The 14014-nt window shown below is 61.6% G+C and carries 7 protein-coding genes and 4 pseudogenes; 8 read left to right on the forward strand and 3 right to left on the reverse strand.

Going from position 1 to position 14014, the window contains the following annotated elements; genetic code table 11:
- Positions 1-11: 11 nt before the first annotated feature.
- Complete coding sequence (locus A2G06_07155) at positions 12-1379, forward strand: sigma-54-dependent Fis family transcriptional regulator (protein ID ANA40125.1); 1368 nt, start codon at positions 12-14, stop codon at positions 1377-1379.
- A gap of 14 nt (positions 1380-1393) precedes the next feature.
- On the opposite strand, the gene A2G06_07160 is transcribed toward A2G06_07155, so the two are convergent.
- The 3 genes and pseudogenes from A2G06_07160 to A2G06_07170 all read right to left on the reverse strand — a co-directional run bounded on the left by A2G06_07160 (position 1394) and on the right by A2G06_07170 (position 5820).
- Positions 1394-3757, reverse strand: coding sequence for a histidine kinase (locus tag A2G06_07160; GenBank protein ID ANA40126.1), 2364 nt, complete (start codon positions 3755-3757; stop codon positions 1394-1396).
- A 229-nt stretch (positions 3758-3986) separates the two neighbouring features.
- Positions 3987-4514: a hypothetical protein gene (locus A2G06_07165; GenBank protein ANA40127.1), complete on the reverse strand. Its 528-nt coding sequence runs from the start codon at positions 4512-4514 to the stop codon at positions 3987-3989.
- A pseudogene (locus tag A2G06_07170) lies at positions 4511-5820 on the reverse strand (diguanylate cyclase). The gene A2G06_07165 and the pseudogene A2G06_07170 overlap by 4 nt, the downstream one beginning before the upstream one ends.
- Before the next feature lie 218 nt (positions 5821-6038).
- Between A2G06_07170 and A2G06_07175 the strand changes: the two are divergent.
- The 7 genes and pseudogenes from A2G06_07175 to A2G06_07205 all read left to right on the forward strand — a co-directional run bounded on the left by A2G06_07175 (position 6039) and on the right by A2G06_07205 (position 13972).
- Positions 6039-6868: pseudogene (locus A2G06_07175) on the forward strand (nicotinate-nucleotide diphosphorylase (carboxylating)).
- On the forward strand, positions 6865-7881 hold the full coding sequence (locus tag A2G06_07180; GenBank protein ID ANA40128.1) for a bifunctional biotin operon repressor/biotin--[acetyl-CoA-carboxylase] ligase: 1017 nt from the start codon (positions 6865-6867) through the stop codon (positions 7879-7881). The pseudogene A2G06_07175 and the gene A2G06_07180 overlap by 4 nt, the downstream one beginning before the upstream one ends.
- A gap of 55 nt (positions 7882-7936) precedes the next feature.
- Positions 7937-8703, forward strand: a pseudogene (locus A2G06_07185) (type III pantothenate kinase).
- 90 nt (positions 8704-8793) lie between these two features.
- Positions 8794-10859 (forward strand): annotated as a pseudogene (fusA, locus tag A2G06_07190) (elongation factor G).
- A gap of 89 nt (positions 10860-10948) precedes the next feature.
- The gene (locus A2G06_07195) at positions 10949-12151 is read left to right on the forward strand and encodes an SPOR domain-containing protein (GenBank protein ID ANA40129.1); all 1203 of its coding nucleotides are present in this window, start codon (positions 10949-10951) and stop codon (positions 12149-12151) included.
- Positions 12126-13055, forward strand: coding sequence for a hypothetical protein (locus A2G06_07200; protein ID ANA40130.1), 930 nt, complete (start codon positions 12126-12128; stop codon positions 13053-13055). The genes A2G06_07195 and A2G06_07200 overlap by 26 nt, the downstream gene beginning before the upstream one ends.
- Positions 13056-13099: 44 nt before the next feature.
- Positions 13100-13972, forward strand: coding sequence for a GTP-binding protein (locus tag A2G06_07205; protein ANA40131.1), 873 nt, complete (start codon positions 13100-13102; stop codon positions 13970-13972).
- Positions 13973-14014 lie beyond the last annotated feature (42 nt).

The raw sequence follows: 14014 nt of genomic DNA on the forward strand, positions 1-14014 counted from the left end.
TGGGAGATTCCATGGAAAAACTGCTGATCGTCGACGACAACGAGGATATCCGCAAGCAACTGAAGTGGGGCATCGGCAAGGAGTACACGCTGTTCCTGGCGGCCGATGCCCGGGAGGCCATTGATGTTTTCCGCAAGCAGCGGCCGGCGGTGGTTACCCTTGACTTGGGGTTGCCACCCCATGAGGACAGCTCCGAGGAGGGTTTCCGCTGCCTGGAGGAGATGCTGCGCATTGCTCCCGATGTGAAGGTAATCGTCATTACCGGTAACGATGGCAGGGAAAACGCGGTCAAGGCAGTTCAACTGGGGGCCTACGATTTTTACCAGAAGCCGATCGATCTCGACGAATTGAAGGTGATCGTGAAGCGGGCGTTTCATCTCCAGATGCTGGAGGAGGAGAACCGGCGCCTCCAGAGCGTTCTGGACGGCGGTTCCACCGAATTCAGGGGGCTTGTCGGCCAGTGCCCCGAGATGCAGCAGGTCTTTTCCACCATCCGCAAGGTTGCGGCTTCCGATATCTCGGTGCTGATCCACGGCGAGAGTGGCACGGGTAAGGAACTGGTGGCCCGGGCGATCCACGCCATGAGCCTGCGCAAGGACGGGCCATTCATTCCCATCAACTGTGGCGCCATCCCTGAAAACCTTCTGGAGGCGGAGCTCTTCGGTCACGAGAAGGGGGCGTTCACGGGCGCCCTCAATCGAGTGCTGGGCAAGGTCGAGTACGCTCATAAGGGCACCCTTTTCCTCGATGAAATCGGTGAGTTGCCGCTCAATCTTCAGGTAAAGCTTTTACGTTTTCTGCAGGAGAAGGTTATCCAGCGGGTCGGCGGCAGGGAGGACATCGCCGTTGATGCCCGCATCGTGGCTGCCACCAATGTGGACATCGCCCGCTCCATGGCCGAGGGGACCTTCAGGGAAGACCTGTTCTACCGGATCGGGGTGGTCTCCATCACCCTGCCGCCCCTCAGAAGCCGGGGAGAGGATGTAATGCCCCTGGCAAATCTGTTCCTGAAGCGGTTTTCGGTTGATTTGCGCAAGAAGGCGAAGGGGTTCAGCTCGACCTCGCGCGAATATCTCGAAGCCTACGCCTGGCCCGGCAATGTGCGTGAGTTGGAGAACAAGGTGCAACGGGCCGTGCTCATGGCCGCATCGCCGATTATCGAGCCGGATGATCTGGGATTCACCGAACGGCCGATGCCGCGGGCTTCCGCGTCGCTGGAGGGGGTATCGCTCCGCGAGGCGCGGGATCGGGTGGAGCGTGAGATGGTGCGGGAGGCCATATCAAGGTGCAAGGGGAACATTGCCCGGGCGGCCGAGGAGTTGGGGATCAGCCGGCCCACTATCTACGACCTGATGAAAAAACACGGGGTCAGCGGATGAGGGGGGCGGGCAGGTCAGGGGTGCATTGACAGGGGCTGTTTCTTTTTGCCGCCCGCGGCCCGTGACCCGTTGCCGGTTTTACCGTTGGGTCCATGGCCGGTTTCTTTGGCTTTTTCCCGCTGAACCTCCAGGACGGCTTCAAGGGCTTCCACGACGCGAGGATCGTACACGGTCCCCGCTTTTGTTTTGATTTCCTGCAGGGCGTGCCGGACGGGCACCCGTTTGCGGTAGGGGCGGTCCGAGGTCATGGCGCAGAAGGAATCGACCACTGCCAGGACGCGCGAAATGAGAGGGATGTCGTCCCCCTGGAGCCCGTCGGGGTACCCGCTGCCGTCAAGGTGCTCGTGATGGTGGAGGATGCCGCGCTTGACCTCTTCGGAGAACTCGATGGCATTAATCAGCCCGACCGTGGTGTAGGGATGGACCTTGAGGCTGTTGCGCTCGGACGGCAGAAGCGTTTCCCGTTTGTTCAGGATGCTCTTTTCCATGACCACGAGCCCCAGGTCGTAGACCATGGAAGCATAGAGCGCCACCCTGCACATGTCCTCGCCGGCACCCAGCCGCTCCATGATCCGCACCGTCAGTTCCGGCAGGATCGAGTCCTTTTTGTGGTATTTCTTCTCTGCTGAGATCAGGTTGTCAAACGATGTCATGAAGTTGCGGAAATTGTCCTCATGGTGTTCGCCGGCATGGAGCCGTTCGATGAAGTAGGATACCCGCTCGCTCAGAAGCGAGGCAACGTCGTAGTCACGCCGGGTGAAGGGGGTTGCGGTGCGCTTGTTGTTGAGGTTGAGCACGCCGATGACCTTGCCGCCGACCCTGAGGGGGAGCGAGATAAGGGATTTGTTGTTGTACTGGGAGATGTTTCTTCTGCCGAACCGCGAATCCTTCTCGATGTCTTCGATGAAGAGCGGTTTCCCCTCCAGGGCGACCCAGCCGGCGATCCGGTCGCCCAGCCGCACCCGCGTCTGCTTGATGAGATAATCTTCAAGCCCCCGGGCACTCTTGATGACCAGGTCGCCGGAGATATCGTCGCACAGCATGATGGAACAGATATTCAGGTCGAGCACTTCGGCGATGAACTCCAGGAACATCTCAATGGTATTGTTCATGACCGCGTCGACCTTCTGCCGGGTGCTCTTGGGAATCGCCAGGTTGACGACGAGCCCCTGCTCCCGGTTCTCCGCGGTCAGCTCCCACTGGTGGAGGTCCACCACCTTGCGGGCAAGGTAGAGCTTCAGCTTTTCGTCGGGCTGCGTAGCCTGGAAGATGTGGCTCGAACTGAAGAGGAAGGGGAGAATGGCCTCGGGGATCTGACGCGGCAGTTGGATGGAAACCTCCACGCTGTCGTTTTCGCCCACCGTCACGGTCATGGTGTCGCCCCGGTCGAGGAAGTGGCAGAGCCCTTCGATGACGTTCAGGAAGAACTGGACGATCCGCACCTTGTCACCGACAATGTCCGAACTTTCCTCGTCGATTGTGATGCCGACCATGACATTCTTGCGGGCCAGGAACGTTTTGAGGTTTTTCGACCCGAGGACTTCGTTGAGAACCTCCTTGAGATTGACCACGGTCTTGGTGATGATCATGGTTTCATCTTCGAAGCGGAGGAAATCGAGCTGGTTTTCAACGATGGCGATGAGCTTGTCGGTTTCAGTGGCAATGATGTCGTAGAACTCCTGCTGCTCCAACCGGGTCAGCCGGTCCGATTGCTGGAGGTAGTAGACGGAACCCTTGATGGAATTGAGAGGGGTGCGTAACTCGTGGGACACGCGGGTGATGAACTCGGTCTTGATCACATCGCTTTCGATGAGTTTGCGGTTGATTCCCTCCTGTTCACCCGCCTTGAACCGGAGCTGGTTGACCAGCATGGCGTTTTCCAGGGCGATGGCCGCTTGGTTGGCAATGATCTTGATGAGGGAGAACTCGTCGTCGAGAAACGCCGTGCCGTCAGCCTTGTCGTTGATGTTGAGCAGCCCCAGCAGGCGATCCTTGATGACGATGGGGCACGAGATGAACGAGGGGGTCTTGTACCGGTCGCGGGTCATCCCCTGAAACCGGGGCTCCTGGTCGATGTCCGTCACCAGGACGGGCACGCGTCCCTTGGCAATAACGCCGGCGATTCCCTCCCCGAGTCGTGCCCGGTAGGTTTTCATGAGTTGGAGGTCTATGCCGCGGCCCGCGAGGATGAACAGCTCGTCCCGCTCGTTGAGAAGCAGGAGAGATCCCTTTTCCGCCTTCGTATAATTCACGGCCAGATCGAGCATCAGGTTGGCGATGGCGCTGATGTTGTCGGTCACGACGAGCGCGCTCGATATTTCCTGGATGATCGCGAACTTTTTCTCGAAGAGGCGCAGATTTTCTTCGGCGAGGGTCATTGTTGGCCGTTTCCTGATCGCGTAACGAGTGCCGGGGAGTCTACGTCATCTGGACCAGTTCCTGACAGAGGAAAAGCAACTAGAGTGCCAGAGTGTTGATTGTAAAAAAGCTAATGATTCTTGCTTGTTGGTTTGACGGCGCCCGTTGTTGTCGAATGGAGTGTCGGAAATACTTACATTAATGGGGGGTACTATACCCCGTTGAGACGGAAAAATTGACACTCTTGCTTTACGGCTTCAGCTTTCTCTCCAGCTCAAGATCAAGGGTTTTGAGCTTTTCCAGGTTGAGCCTCAGTTCCTTGTTTTCCCTGGTCAGGGACAGGTTCAGGTCGCGCAGCGTTTTGAGCTGGCGGCGCAGCTCGCCCGCTGCCTCGATGCGGGCCGGAATCTCAGCGATGAAGTCGCTGAGGGGAAGGGCCTGGTGGGCCCAGGGGCTGTCGGGATAGTCCCGTTGCAGTTGGTCCAGAAGCTTTGTGGCCTTGGCGATGTCTCCGGTGCGGGGCTCGCTGGGCAGCCGCAGCAGGGCCAGGCGGAAGAGGGCCTCGTCGGTGACGCCGCGGACGGGTTTTTCGATAATGATGGCGTCGAGAAGCACGGCGGCGTTGTCGGTACGCCCCCGGGCGATGAGTTCCACCGCCAGGCTCAGCTTTTCTTCCTGGGCCGAGCGTTGCCGAATGTCCGTCACTGCTTTGCGCACGGGAGCGCAGCCGGTCGGCAGGATCAGGATCAGGACAGCCGCGAGCAGGCGAAGTTTCATCGTTTTCCTTTGCGCCGGTTGATGAGGTAGTTGCTGCCCGGCTTGCTTTTCAGCAAGTCTTTGATGTCGGCGGCCGCCTTGGCGACATCAACGGCTGAGGCGAATTTCTCGCGACTGCAGATGACCACGGCGATTGAAATGCTCATGATGGGGAAGGTACGCGGTACGCCGTAACGGTCGACCCCCTCGATGGCGCCTTTGGCCAGGTCCTCGGGGCTGTAATGCTGGCGGATGAAGTCGTCGAAGCGGGTGATGACGCGCTCGCATACCGGTCCGCCCTTGTCGGAAGCCACCACCATGACGAAGTCGTCGCCCCCCACGTGGCCCACAAAGGCATCGCCTCCCGCCACCTGCCGGACTATATCGTGGATCAACTCTGCCGTCAATTTTATCACTTCGCTTGCTTTTATATACCCGTAATGGTCGTTGAACGCCTTGAAATTGTCCAGATCGGCGTAGCAGACCGCAAAGGGTTCACCCGACTGGAGCCGACGGTTGAGGACCCGCTCGATGGCGATGTTGCCCGGCAGCCTCGTGAGAGGGCTGGCGTCGAGGCTCATCTGTTCCAGTTCCTTGAGCTTTTTCCCCATGCGGACGAAGTCGCCGGCCAGGGCGCCGATTTCGTCTCCGGCTGGCAACTGGGGATCGTAATCGAAATCCCCCTCGGCGATCCGGTGCATCCCCTTTTTGAGTTTGGTAATGGCGGTCGAGATTGAATGAACGGTCAACGAGGCCACGGTGAGGGCGAGGATGAAGCCCGAAAAGGCCAGGATCAGGGCCAGGCGTACCGTGGCCGATTTGCGCCGGTCCGCCTCGGCCAGCTTCTGGTCGAGGAGCGTGCGCCGCAGGGCCGAGATGGCGTCGATGCGGGCGGCAACTTCGTCCGAGTCCTTTCGGGCGGCCAGGGGGTCGCCGTTGCCGGTGGCGAAGATGCGTTCGGTGACCTGCCGGTACTTTTCATAGCTGGCAACCAGGTCGCGGAAGGCTGATCGTTGCCCCGTCTTCCCAATTCGCCGAGAATTGTCATGAACTCGCTCTGGCGCTGGTTGAAAAGATCTTTGAATTCGCCACTTTTGAGGATCAGGTAGCGCCCGGCAAAGCGGTCCTGGGCGCTGAGCGACTCGCGGAGTCGATAGGTGGCGCTGATGACGAAAAGGTCGGTCCGGGCGATTTCCTTTGCAGTCCTGTTTTGGGAGTAAAGACCCAGCAAAGCGAAGACCAGTGCCGCGGTCGTGAGGAATATGACGACCGCGTAGCTGGCGATCAACTTCTGGACGATGCTGAAGCGTCGCTGGAATGTGGGCATTGAATGGCGCCTTTCCGATGAGAAAAACGGTTTATTCTAATCCAGAGGGGGTGGTAAGTCAACGACTGGCTCTCGGCAGAGGGGTCGGTCCGCGCACCGCCGTAAACCGCGTGATGGCGCGCCCTCTTTGCGGTTGCGGGGTTCCGCGTCCTGTGCTATATAAGGCTCAATTTACCCGCGCGTCTGAAGCGCGCGGAGCCCAAGCGAGGTGCACCGGCATGACCGGCCTTGATTCCATTATCGACAACGCCTCCGGGAAGATATCCATACCGGCGACATCACGACCCTTTCCGTAGTCCCCGAGCCGCGTCCTGCCCGCGCCCGCCTGATTGCCAAGGAGCCGCTCGTCCTTGGGGGCATCGGCGTGGCGGCACGCGTTTTCCACCGTCTCGACCCGACCGTCAGGTTCGATGCCCGTTTCCCCGACGGTGCGCGAGTGGAGGCGGGTGCACTGCTCGCCGAGATGGCCGGTGATTCGGCCATGCTGCTGCAGGGTGAGCGGGTGGCGCTCAATCTTCTTCAGCGCATGTGCGGCATTGCAACGCTCACCGCCCGCTACGTGGAGGCGGTGGCCGGAACCGGAGCCCGCATTGTGGACACCCGCAAAACCATGCCGGGCCTTCGCATCCTGGACAAGTACGCGGTGCGGTTGGGCGGGGGCATCAATCACCGGACCGGCCTGTACGACGGCGTTCTCATCAAGGAAAACCACATTGCCGCTGCCGGCGGGATTGCCGAGGCGATTCGCCGGGCCCGGGCCTACATTCCCCACACCATGAAGATCGAAGTGGAGACCGAATGCCTTGAAGAGGTTGCCGAGGCCCTGGGGGCCGGGGCTGACATCATCATGCTGGACAACATGGACCTGGCTGCCATGCGCAGTGCGGTTGCCCTCATCGCGGGCCGGGCTCTGGTGGAGGCATCGGGGGGGGTGAACCTGGAAACGGTGCGGGGAATCGCCGAAACCGGGGTCGATATCATTTCCGTGGGCGCATTGACTCACTCGGCCCGAGCCATGGACATCTCCATGCTGTTGGAGGCCGAGTGAGCGGGGAGCGCCCACGCCCCGCAGAGGCGGCCGACCGGGACATGGACCGGAAGATCCTGGAGCTGTTCCGGAGCCGTTCGGGCGGGTTCGTCTCCGGGGAGGTCCTGAGCACTCTGCTGGGTGTTTCGCGGACGGCGGTCTGGAAGCATATCAAGAATCTCAAAAATCTGGGCTATCGCATCGAGTCGGTTCCCTCACGCGGCTACCGTCTCGTGGCCTCTCCCGATATCCTTACCCCGGCCGAAATCTCCGCCGGGCTCGCGGTTCGCCGGATCGGCACCCATGTTGTCTGTTTCAGGGAAACGGGGTCCACCAATACGGTGGCCTCGCAACTGGCCGCCGAAGGCGCTGCCGAGGGGACCGTGGTGCTGGCGGACGCCCAGACCGGCGGCAAGGGACGACTGGGCCGGCGCTGGGAATCTCCGCCGGGGGTAAACGTCTACTGCTCGGTCATCCTCCGTCCTCCCATCTCGCCGCTTCATTCACCGCAACTCACCCTTCTGTCGGCCGTGGCCACGGCCGAGGCCATCGAGCGCACCTCGGGGCTTGTGCCCGCCATCAAGTGGCCCAACGATATCCTGGCGAACGGCTTCAAGGTGGCGGGAATGCTCAGTGAGTTGAGCGCCGAGACGGAGCGGGTGGAGTACCTCGTTCTGGGGATCGGTGTCAACATCAACATGGAGCGGGATCAGTTCCCCGACGGTCTTCGCTACCCGGCCAGTTCCCTGGCCCTGGAGGCGGGGCGGACCGTGGAGCGCATTCCGTTTGTCAGGTCGCTGCTGGAGTCACTGGATCGCCTGTACGATGAGTATCTGCTGAAGGGGTTTCCTCCCGTGCGCGATGCCTGGCTGGCCCGCAGCGCCGTCATGGGGCGGCGGGTGACGGTGGATGGCGGTGCCGGCATCCTCGCCGGTACGGTTGAAGGGATAGACGAGATCGGCGCCTTGCTGGTAAGGACCGCCGGAGGCTCACTGGAGCGGGTGCTGGCGGGGGATGTTTCGCTCGAAGGGTGAGGGTGCGGCGGTAACGCCGTATTCCCGGAGGACGTCTCACAGTGTGGAGGACGTAGTGCTTCTTGTCATAGACGTGGGGAATACCAACATCGTGCTCGGCATCTACGACGGCGAGCGTCTGGTACGGGACTGGCGTCTCTCGACCGACAAGGCCCGTACCGCAGACGAGTACGGTATTCTCATAAATGAGTTGTTCCGGTTGGCCGGTCTCGGGCTCGATCAGATCCGCGCGTGATCATTTCCTCGGTGGTGCCGCCCCTCACCGGCGTGCTGGAGCGCCTTTCCCTGGGGTATTTCGGGATGCGCCCCCTGGTGGTGGGTCCGGGCATCAGGACCGGCATGCCGATCCAGTACGACAACCCCCGCGAGGTGGGGGCCGACCGGATCGTGAACGCGGTGGCGGGGTACGAGAAATACCGCACCTCTCTCATTATCGTCGATTTCGGCACCGCTACTACGTTCGACTACGTGAACCGCAAGGGAGAGTACTGCGGGGGGGCCATCGCGCCGGGACTCGTCATTTCCACCGAGGCCCTGTTCCAGCGGGCCAGCAAGCTGCCCCGGGTTGATATCGTGCGTCCGCCTGTCATCATTGCCAGGAACACGGTCAATTCGATGCAGGCGGGAATTTACTATGGCTACGTGGGACTCGTGGATGAGATCGTCACCCGGATGAAGGCCGAGAGCAAGGATGCGCCCCGGGTCGTCGCCACCGGGGGGCTGGCGTCGCTCTTGGCTCCCGAGTCCAAGACCATCGATGCTGTTGAGGAATATCTGACACTGGAGGGATTGCGCATACTGTACGAACGAAACAGGGAGTGAGACAGCGGATAATTGCAGCGGATGTGAAGTGCCCACTGTGGGAATCACGGGTCGGCGTCGACCCCTACCTTACACGTCACGGGAGGATGTATGGGCAAGTATGATACCGCGAAGCTGAGAAACCTTGGAATTGTGGCCCACGGGGCGCCGGCAAGACCTCGCTTGCCGAGGCCATCCTGTACACGGCCGGGATGATCGACCGCCTCGGCCGGGTGGACGACGGCACCTCCACCATGGATTTCGAGCCCGAGGAAATCAAGCGCAAGATCACGATTTCGTCCTCCCTGGACCACTGCGAGTGGAACGGTCATTCACTGCATATCGTCGACACCCCCGGCTACGGCAACTTCATCGCCGATACCCGGGCCTGCATGCGTGCCCTGGGTGGCTGCGTCGTCATCCTCTCCGCCATCTCGGGGGTCAAGGTACAGACCGAGGAGGTCTGGGAGTGGGCCAACGAGTTCGAGCTGCCGCGCATCGCCTTCGTGAACAAGATGGACCGGGAATATGCCAATTTCCTGCGGGCCATCGACGACATGGAGAAATCGCTCAAGGCCCGTGGGGTTGCCGTCCAGATGCCGCTTGGCGCGGCCGAGACCTTCGAGGGGGTCATCGACCTGATCACCATGAAGGCGTATCGTTACGCCAAAGACACCTCCGGCACCTTCACGGAAGAAGACATTCCCGCCGAGTACCGTGACGAGGCCCAGCGGCTCCGCGAACATCTGGTTGAAACCGTGGCCGAGGCCTATGACGGCCTCACTGAGAAGTACCTGGAAACGGGCGAGCTGACCGAGGAGGAGATCCTGGACGGCCTGCGGGTGGGAACCCTGCGGTACACCTTCACGCCGGTCTTCTGCGGTTCGGCCACCATGAACATCGGGGTGCGCCATCTGCTGGACTATATCTGCGCCTGCCTGCCATCCCCCCTGGACCGTGGAGCCGTTGCCGGCACCAATCCCAAGAACGGCGAACCGACCGAGCGGCGACCGGAGGAGAGTGAGCCCTTCTCGGCCCTGGTCTTCAAGACCACCTCCGATCCCTACACCGGCAAGATATCCATCTTTCGGGTCTATTCCGGCACCCTCAACTCAGACTCCACCATCTACAATCCGGTCCGCGAATGCGAGGAGCGGATCGGCCAGATCTATGAGCTGGAGGGCAAAAAGCAGAAGCCGATCAAGCAGGCCGTTGCCGGCGACATCGTTGCGGTGGCCAAGCTCAAGGAAACCCTCACGGGCGACACCCTCTGCGACAAGGATCACCCCATCGTCTACGAGCCGGCAAAACCGCTCCAGCCGGTAATTTCCTACGCGGTCCAGCCCAAGACCAAGAATGACGAGGACAAGATCCACGGCGCGCTCCAGCGGCTCATGGAAGAGGACCAGACCATCCAGGTCCGCCGCGACGAGAAGACCCGCGAGCTGATCCTTTCCGGCATGGGGCAGGTTCACCTGGAAGTGACCATCGAGAAGCTCAAGCGGAAGTTCAACGTTGACGTGGAAATGAAGACCCAGAAGGTTCCCTACCTGGAAACCTTCAAAGCCCAGGTCAAGGCCCAGGGCAAGTATAAGAAACAGTCCGGCGGCCGGGGTCAGTACGGCGACTGCTGGGTGGAATTCTCGCCGCTCGGCCGGGGAGACGGGTTCCAGTTCGAAGACAAGATCGTGGGCGGCGTCATCCCCCGCCAGTATATTCCGGCCGTGGAAAAAGGGATATTCGAGGCCTCCCAGGACGGCTTCCTGGCCGGCTACCCCCTGGTGGACTTCAAGGCGGCGGACTCATCGGAAATGGCATTCAAGGTGGCCGGCTCCCTGGCGTTCAAGAAGGCCATGGAGACGGCCAAGGTGGTACTGCTGGAGCCAATGATGAACATGAAGGTCACCGTGCCCGAAGAGACCATGGGCGACGTCATCGGTGATCTGAACTCCCGGCGGGGCAAGGTGGTGGGTGTTGAGCCCAAGGCCAATTCCCAGATCATCCGTGCCGTGGTCCCCATGTCCGAGGTGCTGGCCTATGCCAACGATCTCAAGTCCATGACGAGCGACCGGGGGCTGTTCACCATGGAGTTCTCCCACTACGAGGAAGTGCCGACGCATCTGGCCCAGAAGGTCGTTGCCGAGGCCCAGAAGGCGGAAGGCAAGAATAACCATTAAGCTGCTGCGGTCACGGGCGGCGGAGCGTACGGCACGCTGCTCCGCCGCCCTGCGCACGGCAGCGGTTTCCGGAGGAGGTAACGAGCGTTATGAACATCGAATTCGATCAGGAGCCCGCGGGCCGGGAGCCTGAAAACAAAGGGGGCAACACACGGGTACTCCTGCTCGTTCTCCTGCTGCTCGTGGCGGTATTCGGGTACCTCTACTATTTCACCGGTTTCATCAAGCCCCGTGAAGAAGCGAAGGCTCCCGCACCGGTTCAGCCGGTTCAGGTCAAGCAGCCCATCCCTCCGCGGCCCGAGGGGCAGCCTGCCGGTGAAGGTGCCAAGGACGCGGCGACAAACGAGCTTGCCGCTGCCCCGAAAGCCGAACCCGCCAAACCCGAGCCTGCCAAGCCGGAGGCCGGGAAAGCCGAGGCTCAGAAAGAGCCGGCCCCGAAGGCCGCGCCGCCCAGGGATGCTGTAAAAAAGCCCGAACCCGCATCTGCCAAGGCCGCGAAGCCGGTTCACGCGCCCCAGGCAGTGGCCAAGGCCGCTCCGGCTAAACCCGCACCGGCGCCTGCCGCAGTGGGCAAGGCCAAGGCGGAAGCCGCAAAGAAAGCCGCGCCAGCCGCAAAGCCGGCTGCCGACAAGGGGGCAAAGCCCGAAGCCGCTGTTGCCGCAAAGGCGGATGGTGGTGCTTCCGGCAAGAAAAAGCCTTTAACAGCCGAACCGGTCGCAGCAGCCGCCAAGATCGGCGACACAAAAGGGACTGCTGCGACAGCCAGGAAGGAGAAGCCCACGGCCGCCGCTGTGGCGAAAAGCGCAGCCACCGGCGCGAAAGTACCTGCCACGGGGCCGTACACCCTCAGAATCGGCGAATATGTTGTTCCCTCCGCCATGGACAAGGATAAGGACCGGGTCCGGAACGCCGGGCTCGCACCGGTTGTGAAGGAAGGGAGCAAAAAGAAGGAACCGATGGTCCGCCTGTTGCTGACCGAGGCCGCTGATCAGGAAGGCGCCCGCCGGGAGCTTGCCCGCCTCAAGGATGCCACGGTGGAAGGGTTTATTCTGAACGAAGGCGGTATCTATCGGGTCTATGCCGGATCCTATTTCGTTGCCGAGCGGGCCCACCGCGAACAGGCCCGGCTGGCTTCCCTGGGGATAAAGGTGGCCCTGCGCAAGGCGTCGGTATCCGTGCCCACCCTTGTGCTGACCGCCGGCACGTTCGAGACGAAGGACGAGGCACTCAAGGCCGCGGCAATGCTCAGGAAGGCCGGGCTCAAGCCTGTCCTTACCGGGGCCGGCAAGTAGCGGGAGGAACGTCCTGGCAGTTACCCTGAGAATATCATCCGCTGCAGCGGCACTTCTGCGCAAGGATACACCCCGGGAGGAGAAACTGAGGGTCACCGCCGGAGCGCATGCGCTTCCCGCTGCCGAGGAGGTGACGGTCCTGTTTTTTCTTGCCCTGGATGCAGATACGGCGGTCCACGGGAGCGCGAGAAAACGGTTGAGAGACATGCCGTTGGCCGTCCTGGCCGGTGCAGTGGCGTGCCGTACCCTTCACCCCCGCGTTCTGGATGCCCTTGCGCGTCTCCACTACCGGCACGGGGAACTGGCCGCCCACATCGCCGTTCACCCCAATTGCGACGATGGTACCCGTGCCTTTCTGGCCGAACGGGGGATTGCCGCGGCAACGGGAACGGCGGCAGTGCACCCTGTGCACGCTGCAGAGCACCCGCCGCAGGATGAATCGGCCCTCGAAGAGGATGATGAACCGGTGGACGAGGAGAGTGAGCAGTTCAAGAGCAAATATCAGCTCGCCAAGGTGATGGGGGTTGCCGAGAAGATCAAGATAGGCCAGACCGGCGACAAGGAATGGCGGATGATTCTCATCAAGGACTCCAACAAGCTCGTGTCGGGGACGGTTATCAGAAACCCGCGCATTACCGAGTCGGAAGTCCTTGCTATTGTCAAGTCATCGATCCAGAACGATGAGATTCTCAGGGTCGTCTGCGCCAGCAAGGAATGGCTCAAGAATTACCAGATCCGCAAGGCACTGGTCGAGAATCCCAAGACCCCGATCCATTCAGCGCTTCGCCTGCTGACGACCCTGACCGAGAAGGACCTGGCCCATCTGGCCAAGAGCAAGAACATCCAGACGGTTCTCTCGACCCAGGCGAGGAAGCTGCTCATTGCAAAAAAAGAGAAGCGGTAGCGGGGGCAACTGCGCCTTGACGCACCATCTTTCCGGAGATTCCCATGGCCCTGCTCAACAGCGCGAAACGCGAGATCAACGCCAAGATCGTCTTCTTCGGCGCACCCCTTTCCGGTAAAGCCACGCTGCTTCGCCATATCCACGGCAAGCTGAAGCAGGAGCACCGGGGGCCCCTCAAAACCGTGGGGGGGCACCGGGATCGCCTCTTCTTTTTTGATGTGATGCCGCCGGAACTGGGCGAGGTGAACGGCAGCCGGGTCCGTTTTCATCTCTACACGGTGCAGGGCGAGGTTGCCGATCTCGCCACCTGGAAAATGGTGCTCAAGGGTGCGGATGGGGTGGTGTTCGTCGCGGACGCCTCTCCCGGCGGTTTTGCCGGCACCCGGCGGAGTCTTGAGGATTTGAGGGAGATTTTCCGCGGGTACGGCCAGGACCTTTCGACGCTGCCATTTGAGATGGTGTGCAACAAGAGCGACCTGCCGGATGCCGTTTCCGCCGACGACCTGCGCTGCGAGCTGGGAGTCGATGCGGTTGCGCTCCCCTGCTCTGCTGTCACGGGGGAAGGCATCCTGTCCGCCTTGTCGCGCGTGGTCTCGTCGGTGATCCGGAACCTGCGGGCCCGGCAGGCGTCTGACGGCGAAGGGGTGGAGGGCTTCACTGCGGACGTGGGGGAACCTCCTGGCGATGGGGTCGCCCGGCAGTCGGAGCGCGGGGATACAGCATCGTCCGCCGTCGGCGGCCAGCCTGTGTCCCCTGAGGTTCCGGTCATCGGCGGGGGAGAGCCCGAGTTGCACCTGGTCGGCACCCCGACCGTCAGTGACGGGGGCTGCCGCATGACTCTCGCGGTTCGGGCCGGTGGCCGCGAGTCCCGCTACACCCTGACCATTGCGCTCGCGCCGGAGCCAGCCGCCGGCTGACACCACCCGCCGTCGGACCACGTGCCGACGCCTGTGAGGAAC

Source organism: Geobacter anodireducens, assembly GCA_001628815.1.
In the GTDB taxonomy this organism is placed as follows: domain Bacteria; phylum Desulfobacterota; class Desulfuromonadia; order Geobacterales; family Geobacteraceae; genus Geobacter; species Geobacter anodireducens.